Consider the following 18,326-nt stretch of genomic DNA (forward strand, 5'->3'; position numbering starts at 1 on the left):
AGGATGAGGACGACGTGGAGTCAGACTTGGCGACATCAAGGCCCACCCGGGCAACGTCAGCCTCAACTCGCTGCTGGACAAGACATCCAAGCTCAAGCCGGTCGGTGCCGTCGGCGTCCCGGAGAAGGCGTTCGCCGGGATCGGCGTGCAGGTCATCAACGCCTGACGGCCGGAGCCTCGGCGTCCTCACCCAGCCACTCGCGGCGCTTCAACCCCGAGCTGCGGCACGTCCTGCTCGCCGCACTGCTGTTCCAGCGGCAGCGGGAAATCACCGACACCCTGGTGGAGCTGTTGAACTCCACCGTGGACCGCGTCAACGCGCGGGCGGAGAAAAAGGTGACCGAGGCGTTCGTCGCCGAGTTCACCAAGGTCCGTGGGCGGCCGGCGCATCCAGCGTCGGAGTCCGCACCACCGCATCACCCGCATATCCGGCCACGTCGAAACGGTGCTCGTCACTCCTTCGGATGAGGATGTTCGGCGGTCCGGACACTTGCACGCCCTGCGACACAGACGACAGAAAACACGGCCGAGTCGTCGCCCGGATGACTGCAAGGCAATAGGTTGCCCGATATTGCGGTCGCATCAACGGCATAGGCCAGAGGCCAGATCAGAGACCAGTGCGGGCGTGGTCAGGCCAGGGCGGCAGAGCGGCGCGTACATGTGTCCCCCGCGGCCTGGGGCGTGGGGATGTCCGCGGGATAGTCGAGCCGTCCCGGCCTTGCGGCTGTGGAGACGGGCACTCTCACGACGGCAAGGCTTTGCCGGATGTTGCCATCGGAAACACATTTGTCGTGACAGTCCCGGACGGGGGCCTTAAAGTCCCGCCCAAATGAAACGTTCCATTCGATGCTTGGAAGGGGCCACCCGGTGGTGAGTTCACCTACGCGCCTGCGTGTGGAGCATCTGGACGAGGCGTTCGGTATCGACGTGCGGGCGCCGCGGCTGTCGTGGTGGCTGCCGGAGGGCTCCGCCCGGCAGATCGCGTACCGTATCCGCACCGAGGACTGGGATTCGGGGCGTGTGGACAGCGACCGGAGTGTCTTGGTGCCGTACGCGGGTCCGGAGGCGTCGCCCGGGCAGGCGGTCGTGTGGCAGGTCAAGGTCTGGACCGATCTCGGCGAGAGCGAGTGGTCCCCACCGTGCGCGTGGGAGCGCGTCATCGGTTCCGGGGAGTGGACGGCGGAGTGGATCGAACCCGCCGAGGACCGGCGCCCCGCACCCGGGGAGCGGCCGGCGTACTTGCTGCGCCGTGCCTTCGACATGCGTGAACTCCCGTCCCAGGCACGGTTGTACGCGACCGCCCGCGGCCAGTACGAGATGTTCGTCAACGGGGAGCGTGTCGGCGATCAGGAGCTCACGCCGGGGTTCACGTCGTACCGGTCGCGGCTGCAGGTCCAGACGTATGACGTGACCGGTCTGCTGCGGCGCGGAGCCAACGTGGTCGGCGCGGTGCTGTCGGACGGGCGGTTCCGCGGCTGCAACGGCACCTCGCGGACACCCGACGGGTTCGGCACCCGCACCGCGCTGCTCGCCCAGCTGCACACGCGTTCCCAGGACGGTCGCGTCACCGTCGTGGGCACCGGCACGGAATGGCGGTCCGGTGTCGGCGAGATCACCGCGGCCGATCCGATGGAGGGCCAGTGGGTGGACTTCACCCGGGCCCTGACCGGCTGGTCGGAGCCCGGGTTCGACGACGCGGGATGGGCGAAGGCCGCCATCGCGTCCGGCGCGTTGTACGAGCGCGAAGACCGGCTCACCACCAGCCCCGCCCCACCGGTGCGCCGCATCGAAACCCTGCCCGCGCTATCGGTGTCCCGCCCCCAAACCGGCGTGCACGTCGTCGACTTCGGACAGAACATCAACGGCTGGGTACGTTTGCGCAACCTCGGCCCGCGCGGCACCGAACTCACCCTCGTCCACGGCGAGGCCCTCGACGCGGACGGGGATGTGACCACCGACCACCTGGACATCCCCGCCGAGACCCACGACCGGGGCATCGCGCTCAAGGCCGGACAACGCGACCGCGTCACCTCCTCCGGGGCCGGCGCCGAGGTCTTCGAGCCGCGGCACACCACCCACGGCTTCCGCTACGTCCGCATCGAAGGACACCCCGGCGCGATCACCCCGGGCGACATCGACGCGGTCGTCGTGCACACCGACCTGCGCCGCACCGGCTGGTTCCGCTGCTCCGACGAGCGGATCAACCGCTTCCACGAGGCGGCGGTGTGGAGCTTCCGCGGCAACGCGTGCGACATCCCCACCGACTGCCCCACCCGGGAACGCGACGGCTGGACCGGCGACTGGCAACTCTTCGCGCCGACCGCGGCGTTCCTGTACGACGTCGCGGGGTTCTCCACCAAGTGGCTGCGCGACCTGGCGGCCGACCAGTGGCCGGACGGCAAGGTCTCCAACGTCGTACCGGACCACGGCATCGGCCGCCGCGGCCCCGAACACATGCGTTCCCGCAACCACGGGTCGGCCGGCTGGGGCGACGCGGCGGTGATCGTCCCGTGGGAGACCTACCTCGCCTACGACGACACCCGGCTCCTCGCCGAGCAGTACACCTCGATGACCGCATGGGTGCAGTGGGCCGCCGAGCGCGCCCGCACCGGACGCTTCCCGCAACGCGCCGCGGACCGCCCCGAACCCGCGCCCCACGAGGAGTTCGTATGGGACGCAGGCTTCCACTGGGGCGAATGGTGCGAACCCCAGCAGGACGACACCACACCGTTCTACCTCCGGGACCACGGTGCGCTCGCCACCGCCTACCTCCACCGCTCCGCACACCTGCTGTCCCGCATCGCCGGCATTCTCGGCAAGACCGAGGACGCCGCGCGCCACCGCCGCTACGCCGACAACGTCCTGGCCGCCTGGCGTGCGGAGTTCATCGGCCCGGACGGTGCCCTCACCGTCGACACCCAGGCCAACCACGTCCGCGCCCTCGTCTTCGGCCTGGTCCCCGACGAACTGCGGGCGCGCACCGCCGACCGGCTCGTCGCCCTGATACGCGAAGCCGGCACCCACCTCGGCACCGGATTCCTCGCCACCCCCCACCTCCTGCCCGCGCTGGCCGACGCCGGGCACCTCGACGTCGCCTACGAGCTTCTCCTCCAGGACGCACCCCCGTCCTGGCTGGCCATGACCGACCGCGGCGCCACCACGGTGTGGGAGGAATGGGACGGCATCGACGACCACGGCGTCCCGCACGCGTCCCTCAACCACTACAGCAAAGGCGCGGTGATCTCCTTCCTCCACCGCCACACCGCCGGCATCCGACTCCGCGACGACGCCCCCGGCTACCACCACTTCGACATCCGCCCCCAGCCCGGCGGTGAACTCACCTGGGCCGAAGCGGAGTTCGACTCCGTCCACGGACGCATCGCCGCACACTGGCGCATCGAACACGGCCGATTCCATCTCACCGCCACCGTGCCGCCGGGCACCACCGCCACCGTCACCCTGCCCAACGGACACACCACCGAGGCAGGACCAGGCGAACACCACTACGACTGCCCCATCGTGTGACCGCATGGGGTTCCCCCCCCGAAAAGTGGACACCGTTTTATGTGCTTATGCGGCGAGTATAGCCGCGTGTTGTGCTTCGTAGGTGATGGGACTCAGTTGTCCGTTGTGTTTGTGGCGCCGTCGGATGTTGTAGCGGTTGATCCAGCGGAAGACGGCCTGGCGGCATGACCGGGGCCGTCGAACCGGTGTGCGCCTTGGAGGAGTTCGCGTTTGAGTGAGGCGTGGAAGCTCTCGCACGCGGCGTTGTCCGCCGAGCTGCCGACCGTTCCCATGGAGCGGGTGACGCCCAACTCGGCGCACAGGTCGGCGTATTCCTTGGCTTTGTACTGGGCTCCGTGGTCGCTGTGGAAGATTACGCCGGTCAGGACGCCGCGGGTGGCCGCGGCGGCTTTGAGGGCGTCGGCGACCAGTTCGGTGCGCATGTGGTCGGCGATGGACCAGCCGGCCACGCGGCGCGAGTGGCAGTCGACGACGGTGGCGAGGTAGAGGAACTCGCCGTCGCCGACCGGTAGACAGGTGATGTCCCCCATGTATTTGCGGTTGGGTGCGGTCGCGGTGAAGTCGCGCCCGAACAGGTCCGGTACCGGCGCGGCGGCCGGGGCGGGAACGGTCGTGCGGGTCTTCCTTCGCAGGTGCACCCCGACGATCCCGAACCTGCGCATGACGCGGGCGACGCGCTCCTCGTTGACGACCGCGCCGTCTCCGCGCAGTTCCGCGGTGATACGCGGGGCGCCGTAGGTGCGGTCGGACTCGGTGTGGATCCGCCTGATCTCGTGGGCGAGCTCGGTGTCGGCCGCGTGGCGTGCGGCCCGGGCGGCGGCGCCGGAGCGCCACTTGGAGAAGCTGGAGCGGGCGACCTCCAGCACGTGGCACAGCCGCTTGACCGGGTAGGTCTCGTGGTGGTCCTCGATGAACCTGTAGCGGCCTACCAGGTCATCTCCGAGGCGAAAAACTTCGTGGCCTTCCGCAGGATGTCGCGTTCCATCGCGAGGGTGGCGTTGTCCTTCCGGGCGGCGGCGAGCTCGGCCTCCAACGCGGCGATCCGGGCACGCAGTTCCTCGGGCGTCGTCTCGCCGGTCACCGTGCCCCACCCACTCGCGCCTGATACCGCACCGCCCGCTCCACCGACGGCGGCGCGGTTCCACTTCCGCAGGGTCTCCGCCTGAATCCCCAGGTCACGGGCGATCCCAGAGATCGTGTGCGCCGGATCCGAACGGTACAAAGCGACCGCATCAGCCCTGAACTCGGACGAGTGGACCTTCCTCACCATAAGAGACCCCTTCTGGCCGACCCACACCGGGGTCAGCATCCGAGGTGTCCACCAAACAGGGGGAAGCCCCGTCGCCTCAATCGGCATACATGTGGTGCCCACCGCGCCGCAGATGACCGCGTTCGCGGAACGCTCGATCGCCGCCGCCCGCCGCGAGTGCAGCGACCGCATCCTCGTCACCGGCAAACACCACCTGCGCGCACTCCTCAATATCTATGTCCCGCACTACAACGTCCGCCGGGGCAAGGCAAACGTGTCAGCGGGCTCCTCGAGGAATACGAAGCAGTCATATGAAGACCCCAGGTCAAATGATTTATCCGGCTTTTCGAACAGCGCAGGCCCCAGCGGGCTGGACCGGGCCCGAGCTGCGGGCGTTCGTCGCCAGACTCAGAGACCTTGCCGCAGCCATGCAGAACGCCGACACGGCGGGCAGGAAGGAGCTATACAAGAAGCTCGGTGTGAAGCTCACCTACGCAAAAAATCTCCACACCGTGACCGTCGAGATTGATCCCGACGCTCACGATATGGAGATCTCGTCGTGTCCGAGGGGGGACTCGAACACTACACACATGCCATGTCGCGAGGCGCGCAGCAGATTGCGGTGCTGTGATGACGACCGCAATCGCACCCTCGATTCACGCAGCCGACGCCCGCGAACACCGGGACTCCGCGGTCCGCGCAGTCACCCTGATCATGGGCGCCGTCGTCGGCCTGACCTTCCTCTTCGGCTTCGGCAACGTCTGGGCCCTCGCGCTGCGTCTCGGCGTACTCCCCTGGGTCGCACCCCTCGTCGCACCGGCCGTCGACCTGTCCATCCTCGGGCTCCTGCTTGCGATCCGACGGCTCGTGCTTGATGGCGCAGACGCCACCGTGATCCTGCCGGCACGACGCCTCCTGGTCTTCTCCAGCGTGATGACGCTCGCGCTGAACGTCGCCGAACCGTTGATCACGCAGCACTATGGGCGGGCCGCCTTCGACGCCGTTGGGCCGTTGCTGCTCATCGGCTGGGCAGAGGTCGGCCCCGGCTTGCTGGAAGTGCTGAACCGCCAGTCAGGTGACGAGCCGTGGTCATGCGTGAACGTGACTGTGTGTGAAGCGAGCCGTGGCAAGGATCTACTGAAAGCAGATCAAGAAGCCGCTGAGACGCCTTTCTCGCCGGTTCTGCCAACGAGCGCTGACCCTGCGGAGGACAATCTGCTTGCGCTTGCAAGGGCTGCCGATCTGCGGCACTGGCAGGAGCACCGGCGTCCGATCTCGGCTGAGAGTCTGCGCAAGGAGCTTCGTGTCGGCGCCGGTCGGTCCAGGCAACTTGTGGCATTGATCAGGGTGGGGGGTCGCCCCCCTTCTGGGGCAAGCCGCAGCATCGAACGTTGAGTTCGCACGGAAGGTGTGCGGGAGCAGGAGGGTCTTGACTCGAACACGTGAGCGAGACAGGTTTGATCTGCGTATCTGCCGGACCGCTGATCCGTTGAAAGGTTCGTGCAGAGCCGCCGCGTCGCATCCGGCGATGCGGCATTCGAGGTCATCGGGAGGGCCCATCGTGGCTGATCGCAGCAGCATCGAGTGGACCGAGGCGACGTGGAATCCGACGACAGGATGTGACCGTATCTCGGCGGGTTGCGACAACTGTTATGCCCTCACACTCGCAAAGCGGCTCAAGGCGATGGGGGCGGTCAAGTACCAGAACGACGGGGATCCCCGGAGCTCAGGCCCTGGGTTCGCCCTTAGTGTGCATCCGTCAGCGTTGACAGTCCCCAAGTCATGGAAGACGCCGCGTACGGTCTTCGTGAATTCGATGTCCGACCTTTTCCACGCACGCGTCCCACCTCGGTTCATCCGCAAAGTTTTTCAGGTCATGGCGGAGACCCCTCAGCACACGTACCAGGTGCTGACGAAGAGGTCGCGGCGCCTGCGGCGGCTTGCCCCGGGCATCGATTGGCCACCCAACGTGTGGATGGGAGTCTCGGTGGAAGACCAGGCGGCCATGTACCGCATCGACGACCTGCGTCATGTGCCGGCCGCTGTGCGGTTCCTCAGCTGCGAACCTCTGCTGGGCCCGCTGCCGAACCTGAATCTGGACGGGATTCACTGGGTGATCGCGGGCGGCGAGTCCGGCGCGGGGCATCGTGTGATGGACCCGGCGTGGGTGTCCGCGATCCGGGACGCATGTGAGGCTGACGACGTGGCGTTCTTCTTCAAACAGTGGGGTGGCCGCACACCGAAGGCCAATGGGCGCGAACTCGACGGTGTCACCTGGAACGAGATGCCGGTCAGCTCCGTCGTCGGCGCGGTCTGACGACGGTTTGTGCAGTGAGTCGGCCGGAACCCGCGATCGCCACCAGTCCTTCATCTTTGAGAGATTGCACGGACTTTCGTGCGTCGCGTACCCGCCAGCGCGCCGTCTCTCGGAGCAGCCAGCGTCCCAACTGCTCCAGCGTGGTCTCGCCTTGGGCCAAACGCTGCATTACGAGTTCGCGAAGCTCGGGGTCGATCTCCCCGACCGGGCCCCACAAGGGCTGTTGTCCTTCGGCCACAGCCTTACGGGTACGCGGGTCTCTGAATGCCATGCCGTCGTCGCCGTCGACGTCCCACATGGCGTCCTTCATCGCGTCGACGCCCTTCTCATGGCCCGTTCCGAAGACGAGGTACAGCGGTTGGCCGGTCTTCGGGACCACTTCGAACTGCAGCCGGTAAGGAAAGCCAGCCCGGTGCAGTGACTCGCGATAGGTGTGCAGCCACACCCTCCATCGCTCATCGGGGCGTTGCTCCGCTTCGGCCGGTGTCCAGTGCTCGCGCCCGCCGAACACCGCATCCAGGACATCGCTGTCGAGTTGGTCGCGGCGGCTGAACCAGTTCGGTCCGAACGTCGTGATGACCTCGCTCGACGGGTTCTGCGCTATTTGGCGCATGAGCGTCAGGGGGACGTTGACGTTCCCCCAACTGTCGAAGATCGCGAGTATGGGGTGCCCCCAGGCGTTGAGCTCTGTGAGCAACGCGCCGCTGTCGCGCCCCGCCTCCCCGTGACGCACCTCCACGCGGACGGGCAGAGATTCGAGCGACCCGAAACGTGATTCGAGTTCGCCGAGGAGGTGCTTGTAGCGGGCTCGGTCCTTCTCCACGAAGATCAGTTGGACGCGGTCACGGCTCAGCCGCATCCGGTCGCGGGCGGTGTGGTGTAGGAGGCGGTCAAGCGTGAAGACCGGGGAGCCCTCTTCCCCGCCCTCGTAACGGCCAGGGCCTGCGAAGGCGTCGAGCAGCGTCACTTTCGGACGGCGGAAGCCGCTGCGTGCCGGTTGGAGCAACACGGGCCACCAGGCGTCGAAATACCGCTTATAGAGCCGATGTTTGGCAGCCGTCGCTGGTTCTAGCGGCCAGAGAACCCCCACCTGCGCCCCCGGTTCGTCACGAACTGACAGCAAGCGAAATCCATTGTGCAGTTGATCCCGAAGAATGCACCAGGGTCCCCGTCGATTGCCAGGGCCCCGATGGGGCGGTTTCGTTGCCGGCGAGCAAGCCCGCGCAAGTTCGTGCCTGTTCTTCGTCCCGCGGGCGTATGCGTGACGATGCACCTCGTGCTCGATGAACCGGCGCGCGGGCCAGACCAGATCAGACGCACCCTCGGCGAACCCCTTCGACGGCCACTACTTCTGTTCCAGCATTCCCGCGAGGGCTACCACGGCCTCCGGGACAACTCATAGAAGACCCATGTGCCGCGCCGTTCGGATGTGACGAGAGACCCGCGCAGCTTCTTGAGGTAGTTGCTGACGGTCGGCCGCAAGACCCCGACGTCCCGGACGTCGCAGACGCACGACTCACCACCCTCGTGCGACGCAACCATCGAGAACAGCCGCAGGCGCATGGAGTCGCCAAGCGCCTCACACATGGCAGCCCGCCGCTCCGCGTCGGGTGCGACGGGCGGCTCCCGAACGAGCGGCGTCGACACGACGCTGTGATTGGTCATGCCTCGTGCCGCGCAGCAACAACCTTCCGAAAAGCCGGCCAACCGAATGGCGGGAGGAACTAGCATGGTACGCAGGGGAGTCCTGGGGCTGCGTGACATCCCCGGTGACTGACGGTGGGACATCGAGGTGGCGCAGGTCAGCCCGATGACGCAGATGGAACGGAGCGACGTTCGCTTTGCACCTCAACAGCATGAGCGTGGCGGGTTTTCGGTGCCTTGGCGAGGTACGCGGGATCCCCATCAGCGGCCCAACGATCCTCGCCGGACAGAACGATGGCGGTAAGAGCGCTGTAGTACACGCGCTCGCGTTTCTCCTCGGGGCGTACCACCTGATCGATGACGACCGCACTTACCTGACCGTGCCTGGCGAGGCCGCAGCATCGAAACGCTGCGACGAGACGTGGGTCCAGGGCGAGTTCACGCTCGACGAGTGGGAGCAGGCAGCGTTCAATCTGCCGCATGAGCTCGCGGTGCGGCGATACATCACGGGCGACGCGGATCCCGTGTGGCAGTGTCTCTTGCCGGTGCCGAACGACGAGCGGCTCCGTGGTGACCTGTCCAAGCTCGTCGTCGGACAGCTCAAGGACCTTGTCAATGATCTTGAGCTGAGTCCCGCGTCGTTGAAGAAGCCGGATTTGATCGACGCACTCAGCACGTATGCCAAGGCGAATTCCGGGGATCCGGGATGGGTCGGGCTGCCCGCGTCGGTGGCGAAGCGGCTGCCGCGTATCCTGGCCTTCGATGGTCGTGACACCACACCCGACAAGGCTGTGCGGACTGCTCTGTCCGGTCGCTACGAAGCCCATATGGCCGACGAGGCATTGCAGGGCAAACTCAGGGAGATCGAGGACGAGGTCCAAGATCTCTTGCGCGTGGATGCGAAGTCGTTGGTCGATCACATCCGCAGCCGCTGCCCGGACTTGGCGCACGTCGAGGTGAACCCCGATGTGTCGTTCAAATCCGGGCTGGTAGGGACCCCGATTCGCATTGCGAAGGTCTCCGGAGAGCCGGTCGGCCTGGATCGATCGGGGTTGGGCAGTTCACGGCGCGTGCTGTTGGCGGTGTGGGAGTGGAACAACGAACTGCTGGTCGACGACGGTGCCGTACAGCCGAACGTGGACGACTTGTCTGAGGCAGATGCCCCGGAACCGCCTGTGCAGACCATCGTCGTCTATGACGAGCCGGACACCCATCTGGACTACGGGCACCAGCGCAAGATCATGCGCCTTATTCGCGACCAAAGCAGCGTTCCGAACGTCCGCGTGGTGGTGGCGACTCACTCGATGAACCTCATCGACGGCGTCGATATCGACGACGTGGTGCACCTCAAACTGGTCGACGACCGCACTGTCGTCGAACGGCTCGGTGCGGACACGCACGACGAGACCGACGGGCATCTCGCCCGGATCGCGGCGTCGGTTGGTCTCCGGAACACCGTGCTGCTCCACGAGCGCTGCTTTCTAGCAGTGGAAGGGGAAACCGAGCAACAAGCGTTCCCGGCGCTGTTCCGGATGGCCACCGGCTTGTCTCTGCAAGCGGCCGGGATCGCGTTGTGGGCGTGTGGCAACAATGAGGGAGCGCTGCATCTGGCGCGCTATCTCGTCAAGCACAAGCGTTCCGTGGCGCTCGTGGTCGACGCCGACAGTCAGAACTTGTCTCTCTTCAAGGTCGACAGGTTGAAGCAGATGTTGGGCGCCGAGTACTCGAAGATCGTGAAGTACGTGGGTATCGAGAACCAGGCAGCCGAACTGGAGGAACTGTTCGAGTCGACTGTCTGGGCCAAGGTCGCGAACAAAATCTGGCCGAAAGATGTCGCGTGGGAAGCGGCAGACTTCGACGGCCTCCGCGGCAGCGGCAAGTTCAGCTCGCGTGTTCAACAACTGCTTCAGAACGCCAGTTTGCAGGGGCCCGGGGGCAAGCCCCAGATGATGAGTGATCTGGCCGGCGCGTTGGACGGCCCCGAGGACATTCCGGAGGAACTCAGGGACATCTTCGACGCGCTTCGGGTGCTAGCAGACGGCTAGGGCCATGTGCGGTGGGCTTCCTGGGGCCTTCCGCCGACGGGCTTTCATGCGTGCCTTGCGCTGTTCATCGGTGGGTGCCGCCCATTCGTGCCAACCCACCTCCGGCATCCAGCGCTGGGCATGCTCGTACTGGCCGACACCGCACCATCGACAGCCGTTCGGAGGTGTGAGTGCCTGATCAGGACGTTGCGAACTGTGGGACATCATGCCTCCTTCCTGCTCGCCATACTGCCCGGGAGCACTGACAAAAAACACTCAAGCCAACTAGTCAGTCATTCTTGGCCTTGTCGTGCGAGTGGGCCGTAGGTTCTGGGGGGTAAACACATGTCGCTGGCCTCCTGGACGCAGCGGTCGGAGACGGTGTAGCCAGCGGTCCGTCCGAGCACGCGGCCGTCAGTGCCGAGGGCGACATGGCGATAGTCGGGGAGCTTGTATCTGTCGAACATGGGCCAGTCGAGCCTGTGGTTCGAACGTGGCGCTGCCGGCCCGGTAGATCGTGCGGACCCTTTCGGCGTGCTTGCGGAGCACGCCGCGATGTTTGGGTGGTAGGGGCGAGGAGGGCGGGGCAGTCACGTTTCCGCCGGTCGGTGGGCTCGGACGATGGCTGCGGTGAGGCCCGGTCCGGCCTGGTGGGTCGGGGTGATGGTGATGCTGGTCAGCCGGGCCGCCGTGAGTTGCGCCTCGTACTCGTCGGTGGGGACGGCGGCGGTGCCGCAGCCGGTGGGGTCGACGTCGAGGGTGCGGGTGGCGTCGGAGTGGGCGATCAGGTCACTGATGCCGAGACGGCCCCCGGGCTTGAGGACGCGGGCGATCTCGCGGAAGACGCGCGGTTTGTCGGTGGAGAGCGTGATGACGCAGTTGGAGATCACGACGTCGACGGATGCGTCCGGGAGCGGGATCTCTTCGATGCGGCCTTTGAGGAACTGCACGTTCTCCAAGCCTGCTTCAGTGGCGTGGCGGCGGGCCAAGTCGAGCATCTCGTCGGTCATGTCGAGGCCGAGCGCGCGACCGGTGGGGCCGACGCGACGGGCGGACAGCAGGACGTCTATGCCACCGCCGCAGCCGAGGTCGAGAACCGTCTCTCCGGCGTTCAGGTCGGCCACTGCGAGAGGGTTGCCGCAGCCGAGGCTTGCCTGTGCCGCGCCGGCAGGGATCGCTTCCAGCGGCTCGGAGCTGTCGTACAGACCGGAACCGAACACCGGTGTGGCACACGGGTCGATCAGAATCTCGCCGGACGCAATCCGAGAGGCCGCGGCGGCGTAGCGGTCGCGTACGTGGTCGACGGCTTCGTTCTTGGTGGTGGGGTCATCGCTGCTCATGGTGGCTCCTCGCAGGGGACGGCGGACGGGTCGGGGGCGGCGTGGCCCATGACGGCGTCGGCGGCGCTGGGGAAGCAGGACAGGCAGTTCTCGTTGACGTGGTAGTACGTCGCGGTGCCCCGCTTGTCGGCAAGGACGAACCGGACCTCGGCCAGCAGTTTGAGGTGATGGGAGACCGTTGACTGGCCGACTTCGGAGCGTTCGACGATCTCGCCGACACTCATCGGGCGGCGCTCCACGGCAAGGAGGTTGACCAGGCGGATCCGGGTCGGGTCGGCGAGCGCCTTGAACCACGCGGCGTAGGTTGCGGCCGTGTCAGCGTCGAGCGTCCGGGGGTGCGCCACTTCGTCTTTCATCGATAATCGACGATAGGCGATTGAGTTCCCCCATGGAAGGGGGTTGAGACGGCCCCTCGGTTGCCGGCGGCCTGGGAGCGTGCTCGGTGACCCAACGCCGGTCGATGGTCAGGTGCGGTGGGAGGGCGTCGTAGGTGATCAGGTACTGCGGCCCGAGACCGTCTCCGGTGTCCTGGTCGGGTTCGGGGAGTCGGGGTCCGTCGGGAAGCAGCAGCCGGAACGGGTCGTGGTCGGGGTGCTGGAAGACCTGGCTGTCGGCTGCGTCGTAGGCGACCTGCGGGAGCATCAGTCCGATTCCGCCCGGAAGCGTCAGCCGGTGATCGTTGTGTTTGGCCGGGTGGTCGCGCATGCCGATTCCCGGGAGGATCAGGACCCGGTGCGGGTCCAGGGGCAGCACGATGTCCCAGTACGCGGCGGCGGCCAGTTGGTCGGGGGCGTCGTGGCCGTTGAGGATGACGGCAGGCGTGTCGCCGGTGGCCAGGCATGCGGAGCTGAAGCCGAGACCCCACGGCCGTGCGTGGATCACGGCGGCGAGCACCCCGAGGTTCTCGGCTATGTAGTGCAGGTGCGGGTTGTTCGCCGCGAACGACTTGACGTTGCCGGGTGCGGGCAGGGTTTCGCCGCCCGCGGTGCTGATCAGGTGATTGACGCGGCGCCGCTGGCGCTTGGTGCGGAGCAGTTGCGCGGCGATCAGCCACGCCAGGCGCATCCGCTCGGGCGTGCGCAGGGGCCAGCGTGGGATGAGGGCGTGCCGCTGGTCATCGAGGATGGTGCTGAGCACGGGGGCTGCGGCAGTCTCGATGCGCGTCATGATCTTTTCGGTGTCGTCGTGTTCGACGCCGTCGGCACCAACGCCGCGGTGGAAGCCCTTCTTCGATGCGACGTTGCGGACATTCACCAGGAAGGGTTTGTCCATCGCGGTCACGTGGCGCGCCCGTGTGAAGTGGCCTTTCGCGCCCGGCCGATGGGCCGCGAACCGGCGCAGGTACATCTGGGGCACGGTGTGGTCGTTGGTTGTCACTGGCGAGCACCTGCACTGAACCGTGCGAGGCGTCCCAGCCGCTTGCGGCAGCAGCGGGGCGCGGGATGAAGCGTCATGCGTTGACGGTAGGCGTGTCACGGTCAAGGCGCGGGGGATTTCCCCGGTCCGATGGACGACGGGGCGTCGCGCAGTCGGACAAGTCGGTCGCCTTGGAGCCGGTCGCTTCGATCGGGGTATGGAGTGCGCAGGGTTCATCGCTCAGCGGTTCGACAATCCACAGGTGCGGCGGGTCGGCAAGAACGCCCATCATGCGTCTGACGCCAAGCGCGCCCGTGCGCACAGATCAGTCGTGGCGGATGCCGGGCGACAGCAGACGTGCGACCTCCGCTTTCACCCCTTTTGTCCCAGTAGTCCCGCGAGTGCGGCCATGGCTTCTGGGACGACTTTGTAGAAGACCCATGAGCCGCGCCGCTCGGAGGTGACGAGGCCGGCCTCGCGAAGCTTTTTGAGGTGGTGGCTGACGGTGGGTTGCGAGACCCCGACGTCCTGGATGTCGCACACGCACGCCTCGCCGCCTTCATGCGAGGCGACCATCGAGAACAGCCGCAGGCGCACCGGGTCGCCGAGGGCCTTGAACATCGCGGCCAGACGCTCCGAGTCGGGCGCAGTCAGCGGCTCGCGCACCAGCGGCGCGCAGCACGGCACGGCCGACGTGGTCTCCAGAACGGGAAGCTCTCGCATATTCGACATGCGTCAATATTGACATTCGTCGATTACAGAGGCAAGCTCGAAGACATAGACAGACGTCGAATCAGGTCGCAGGCATGATCAGCACGAAGCGCGTACGCGCCTGCCTCGCCACCAGACCGCCACAGCCTGCGGCGCGTTCCGGTCAGCCGCGACGTCACCCGACTCCTCAGGAGGATCCGCCATGTCCCGCGTTCAGCTCGCCCTGCGCGTCGCCGACCTCGACGCCTCGATCGCGTTCTACTCCAAGCTGTTCGGCACCGAACCGGCCAAGCTCCGCGACGGCTACGCCAACTTCGCCATCGCCGAGCCGCCCCTCAAGCTCGTCCTCATTCAGGGCCAGGACGGCGAGCCCACAGTGATGGACCACCTTGGCGTCGAGGTCGAGACCACCGATCAGGTCGCCGCCGCCACGACCCGCCTCGGCGACGCCGGCTTGGCCACGGTCGAGGAGAACGACACCACCTGTTGCTACGCCGTCCAGGACAAGGTCTGGGTCCACGGCCCCGGCGCCGAGCCGTGGGAGGTCTACGTCGTCAAGGCCGACGCCGACCAACTCCCGCGCGAGGAGGGCAGCGCCTGCTGCCTCCCCTCAGGCGTCTCCGGTGAGACCGCGGCAGTCGGCCAGCCCCTTACGCTCCAGCCCGCCGGCGGCGGTTGCTGCTGATCCAATCTCGACCGATCCATCACAGGCCCGCGACGAATACGTCGCGGGCCTGTGCACCCTTCCCGCCCAACAGCAATGTTGAATCAAGATGGTGGACGCCGGTTCGAGGTGGTGAGGGGATCGCTGCCGGAGTGCCGATATACCCGGGATCGCATCGAAGCTGGGTGGGCGGCGGCGCGCGCAGCCGAACGCTGATGCGCCGCCTGCCCCTACATGACGGCTGCCCTCACGAGCGACCGCAGAGGAGGAATGGCCGACGCTGATGCGCAGCGAACCGTGGCGATGCACGCGGGGTCATGGCGCTCTGTCGTGACGGGGAATGCTGCCGAGCGCGAGCAGTGCGCCGAGGGCGGCGACAGCCGCGAGGGCAGCGAACATGTGGGGGTAACCGCCGAGGGGTCCGGCGAGTGCCGCGCCGGCGAAGGGGGCGATGGCGCCTGCTGCGGTGACGGGTGCGGCGAGGATGCCGGAGAGGGTGCCGTACATCGACGGCCCCCAGCGTTCGGTGACGGCGGTGGCCTGGACGAGGGTGGCGATGCCGCGGGCCGTTCCGGCGAGAACGGCAACAGTGACCAGGAGCCAGACGGGTCCGGGGATGAGGGTGAGCGCGATCGTGGTTGCGGCCAGCGCGGCGAGGACGGTGAAGGTGCGCGTGCGCACGGTGGTCGATCGTACGAGTGCCGCGTAGCCGAGGCGTCCGGCGACCTGTCCGGCTCCGCCGAGTCCGAGTGCCCAGGCGGCGGTTGTGCTGGTTGCGCCGCGTTCGGTGAGCAGCGGTACGAGGTTGATCAGAACGGCGAACATCGCGAAAGACGCGGTGGTCAGGGCCGCCACGAGGAGGATGAAGGGGCGGCTGCGGATGACGGACCGGGTGTCCGCGCTCGCGTGTTCGTGGCGCGTCGGGGCGGGTGCAGGCGGCCATGGTCGTCGCAGGGCGAACGCGTGGAGGGGGATGGTGACCACGGCGAGCACCGCGGCGAGGACGAGGTAGACGCCGCGCCAGGACAAGTGGCCGGCGAGGAAGTCGGTGAGTGGCGCGAAGACGGTGCTGGCGAGTCCCGCGACGAGGGTGACGGTGGTGAGCGCGGCCAGGTGCCGTGGCCCGTACCAGCGGGTCAGGGCGGCGAACGCGGGCTGGTAGAGCACCGCGGACATCGCGACGCCCGCGAGCAGCCACGCGGCGGCGAAGCACGGCAGGTTCGGTGCGAGTGCGACGCCGACGACGGCTGCGGAGGCCAGGACCGATCCGGCGGTCATCGCGGTGCGCGGGCCGTGGCGGTCCAGCAGTCGGCCGAGGGGGATGCCGCCGATGGCGGCGACGACCAGCGCGGCGGAGAACGCGGCGGCGGTGGCCGGGGCGGACCAGCCGGTGTCGTCCTTGATGGCGGGTGCGAGTACGGGGAACGCGTAGTAGAGGATGCCCCAACTGGTGATCTCGGTGACGCACAGCGCGGCCAGGACGGTGCGCAGTTGCGGCCGGGCGGTGTCGTCCGCGGACTTGGGCGGGGCGGCGGGCGCGGTGATCGTCGTCAGCGGCGCCCGCCTTTCTGCCTCGGCCGCGTCGGGGTCAGGCATCGCCTCGTTCGAGGGCGCCGGCGAGTCCGTTCGGGCGGCCGGTCGCGAACCCGAGGCCGATCACGACCGGTTCGGGTGCGGCGGGGGCGCAGCAGGACGCCTCGGCGGGCTCGGCGGCGGTGCCGCCGCAGCTCTCCGCGCCGCCCTGGCCGGGCAGGCTGGTGGAGCAGACGCCGGTTTCCGGGAGTTCGAGTTGGACTTCGTCGGCTGCGGCGCGGTCGCCGGCGATCGCGGCGGCGATCGAGCGGACCTGTTCGTAGCCGGTGGCCATCAGGAACGTCGGCGCGCGGCCGTAGCTCTTCATGCCCGCAATGTAGAAGTTCTGCTCGGGGTGGGCGAGTTCGCGTTCGCCGTGCGGGGGTACGGTGCCGCAGCTGTGGAAGTTGGGGTCGATCATCGGCGCGAGCTTGACCGGGGCCTCGGTGCCCGGGTCGATCTCCAGGCGGACTTCGCGCAGCATGTCCAAGTCGGGGCGGAAGCCCGTGGCAGCGACCACCAGGTCCGCCGCGATCACCCGCGAACCGTCCGGGGTGCTGCCGATGACCTCAACCGGACCTGAACTTCCTTGCGGTGTCTCGAACTTCGTGATCGTGAAGCTGCGCACCAGGGTGATGACGCCTGCCTCCACGGCCTGCTTCACCCGCGACCCCAACGCCCCACGCGCGGGCAGGCCGTCCGCGTCGCCGCCTCCGTACAGTCGGGCGACCGACGCGCCGCGCACCGCCCAGGTGATGCGCGTGTCCGGCTCGGCTTCGGCGAGTTCGACGAGGGAGAGCAGGGTGTTCGCGGCAGAGTGGCCCATGCCCACGACCAGCGCGTGCTTCCCGGCGAACCGGGCGCGGTCGCGGCCGAGCACGTCGGGCAGCGCTCCGGTCAGGTGCGGGGCGGCCTGCGCCTCGCCGACCGCCGCCAGGCCGGAGCCGCCGAGGGGGTTCGCGCGGCCCCACGTGCCCGAGGCGTCGACGACGGCGCGGGCCTCGATGTCGCGCACCTCGCCGTCCGCACCGACGGTCCGTACGAACAAGGGGTGTTCCTCGCGGCCGATGGTGCGCGTCTTGTCGATTCCGCGCCGCGATACCGCGGTCACACGCGTGTTCGTCCGGATCCGTGGGGCGAGCTGCGTGGTGGCGGCGAGCGGGGCGAGGTAGTCGCGGACGAACTCGGCGCCGGTCGGCAGCTCATCGGCGGGCGGTGCGGTCCAGCCGGTCGGTTCGAGGAGGCGGCATGCCGCCGCGTCGGTGTTGTACTGCCAGGGGGAGAACAGCCGTACGTGGCCCCACTCCTGGATCGCCGCGCCGACGCTGTGGCCCGCTTCCAGGACGAGCGGCTCGACGCCGCGCTCCAGCAGGTGCGCGGCGGTGGCCAGCCCGATCGGGCCGGCTCCGATCACGACGACGGGCAGCTCGGTCCGGTCGGGATCCTGTGCTGCGGTCATGGCATGACTCCTCGTATCCGAAAGCGGGGTTCGACAACGATGGCAACTATAAACAGCAGATGCTGTTGATGCCAACATGTGCTGTGGCACAATGGGGTCATGACGACGCTGGACATCGAACTTCTGGAACCGGAGACCGCTGCGGGCCGGGCGCGCACGCTCGCGCCGCTCCTCAAGGCGCTCGGCGACGAGAACCGCCTCACCCTCGTCCTCCTGCTCGCCGAACGCCCCCATACCGTCCGGGAGTTGACCGAGGCCACGGGTATGGGGCAGACCCTCGTCAGCCACCACCTCGCGCCGCTGCGCGACCAGGGCCTGGTGACCGTGACTCCGCGTGGACGCGCCAACATCTACGCCCTGTGCTGCGAGGCCCTGGTCACCCCGATGCGCCTGCTCGCGACCCTCGCCTCGTCCACCCCTGAGGGCTTGGACGCCTGCCGCACCACGGCCGGCGACTGCGGCTGA

At 67.8% G+C, this 18,326-nt stretch carries 14 protein-coding genes and 1 pseudogene; 6 read left to right on the forward strand and 9 right to left on the reverse strand.

Going from position 1 to position 18,326, the window contains the following annotated elements; translation table 11 throughout:
• Positions 1-870: 870 nt before the first annotated feature.
• Positions 871-3,525, forward strand: coding sequence for a family 78 glycoside hydrolase catalytic domain (locus tag LO772_RS26935; RefSeq protein WP_231774613.1), 2,655 nt, complete (start codon positions 871-873; stop codon positions 3,523-3,525).
• Between the two features lie 45 nt (positions 3,526-3,570).
• Here the strand turns inward: LO772_RS26935 and LO772_RS26940 are convergent.
• A pseudogene (locus LO772_RS26940) lies at positions 3,571-4,795 on the reverse strand (IS3 family transposase).
• A gap of 609 nt (positions 4,796-5,404) precedes the next feature.
• Between LO772_RS26940 and LO772_RS26945 the strand changes: the two are divergent.
• Positions 5,405-6,169 carry a SpdA protein gene (locus tag LO772_RS26945; protein WP_231774614.1) on the forward strand — a complete coding sequence of 255 codons (765 nt, stop codon included), beginning with the start codon at positions 5,405-5,407 and terminating at the stop codon, positions 6,167-6,169.
• A gap of 166 nt (positions 6,170-6,335) precedes the next feature.
• Positions 6,336-7,091 carry a DUF5131 family protein gene (locus tag LO772_RS26950; RefSeq protein WP_231774615.1) on the forward strand — a complete coding sequence of 252 codons (756 nt, stop codon included), beginning with the start codon at positions 6,336-6,338 and terminating at the stop codon, positions 7,089-7,091.
• Here LO772_RS26950 and LO772_RS26955 read toward each other — a convergent pair.
• Together LO772_RS26955 and LO772_RS26960 are read right to left on the reverse strand one after the other, a co-directional pair.
• Positions 7,066-8,181, reverse strand: a complete 1,116-nt coding sequence (locus LO772_RS26955) for a three-Cys-motif partner protein TcmP (RefSeq protein WP_231779740.1) — start codon at positions 8,179-8,181, stop codon at positions 7,066-7,068. The genes LO772_RS26950 and LO772_RS26955 overlap by 26 nt on opposite strands.
• Before the next feature lie 284 nt (positions 8,182-8,465).
• Entirely contained in the window at positions 8,466-8,678 is a 213-nt protein-coding gene (locus LO772_RS26960; RefSeq protein ID WP_331717272.1) for an ArsR/SmtB family transcription factor, read from the reverse strand.
• Positions 8,679-8,932: 254 nt separating this feature from the next.
• Between LO772_RS26960 and LO772_RS26965 the strand changes: the two genes are divergently transcribed.
• Positions 8,933-10,780: an AAA family ATPase gene (locus LO772_RS26965; RefSeq protein ID WP_231774616.1), complete on the forward strand. Its 1,848-nt coding sequence runs from the start codon at positions 8,933-8,935 to the stop codon at positions 10,778-10,780.
• Positions 10,781-11,349: 569 nt separating this feature from the next.
• On the opposite strand, the gene LO772_RS26970 is transcribed toward LO772_RS26965, so the two are convergent.
• The 4 genes from LO772_RS26970 to LO772_RS26985 all read right to left on the reverse strand — a co-directional run bounded on the left by LO772_RS26970 (position 11,350) and on the right by LO772_RS26985 (position 14,187).
• Positions 11,350-12,099 (reverse strand): methyltransferase domain-containing protein, encoded by a 750-nt coding sequence (locus LO772_RS26970; RefSeq protein WP_231774617.1) that lies wholly within the window; start codon positions 12,097-12,099, stop codon positions 11,350-11,352.
• Positions 12,096-12,455: an ArsR/SmtB family transcription factor gene (locus LO772_RS26975; RefSeq protein ID WP_231774618.1), complete on the reverse strand. Its 360-nt coding sequence runs from the start codon at positions 12,453-12,455 to the stop codon at positions 12,096-12,098. Before LO772_RS26975 ends, LO772_RS26970 begins: the two co-directional genes overlap by 4 nt.
• Entirely contained in the window at positions 12,415-13,476 is a 1,062-nt protein-coding gene (locus tag LO772_RS26980; protein WP_231774619.1) for a DUF4238 domain-containing protein, read from the reverse strand. The genes LO772_RS26975 and LO772_RS26980 overlap by 41 nt, the downstream gene beginning before the upstream one ends.
• Before the next feature lie 351 nt (positions 13,477-13,827).
• Positions 13,828-14,187, reverse strand: a complete 360-nt coding sequence (locus LO772_RS26985) for an ArsR/SmtB family transcription factor (RefSeq protein ID WP_231774620.1) — start codon at positions 14,185-14,187, stop codon at positions 13,828-13,830.
• A gap of 181 nt (positions 14,188-14,368) precedes the next feature.
• On the opposite strand from LO772_RS26985, the gene LO772_RS26990 reads away from it, so the two are divergent.
• On the forward strand, positions 14,369-14,851 hold the full coding sequence (locus LO772_RS26990) for an ArsI/CadI family heavy metal resistance metalloenzyme (protein ID WP_231774621.1): 483 nt from the start codon (positions 14,369-14,371) through the stop codon (positions 14,849-14,851).
• Between the two features lie 294 nt (positions 14,852-15,145).
• Here the strand turns inward: LO772_RS26990 and LO772_RS26995 are convergent, their stop codons facing one another.
• A complete protein-coding gene (locus tag LO772_RS26995; RefSeq protein WP_231774622.1) occupies positions 15,146-16,426 on the reverse strand; it encodes an MFS transporter in 1,281 nt (426 codons plus the stop codon).
• Entirely contained in the window at positions 16,419-17,861 is a 1,443-nt protein-coding gene (locus LO772_RS27000) for an FAD-dependent oxidoreductase (RefSeq protein ID WP_231774623.1), read from the reverse strand. The genes LO772_RS26995 and LO772_RS27000 overlap by 8 nt, the downstream gene beginning before the upstream one ends.
• A 99-nt stretch (positions 17,862-17,960) precedes the next feature.
• Here LO772_RS27000 and LO772_RS27005 point away from each other — a divergent pair, with 99 nt between their 5' ends.
• Positions 17,961-18,326 carry an ArsR/SmtB family transcription factor gene (locus tag LO772_RS27005; protein WP_231774624.1) on the forward strand — a complete coding sequence of 122 codons (366 nt, stop codon included), beginning with the start codon at positions 17,961-17,963 and terminating at the stop codon, positions 18,324-18,326.

The sequence above is a fragment of the Yinghuangia sp. ASG 101 genome, from assembly GCF_021165735.1.
Taxonomy (GTDB): Bacteria; Actinomycetota; Actinomycetes; order Streptomycetales; family Streptomycetaceae; genus Yinghuangia.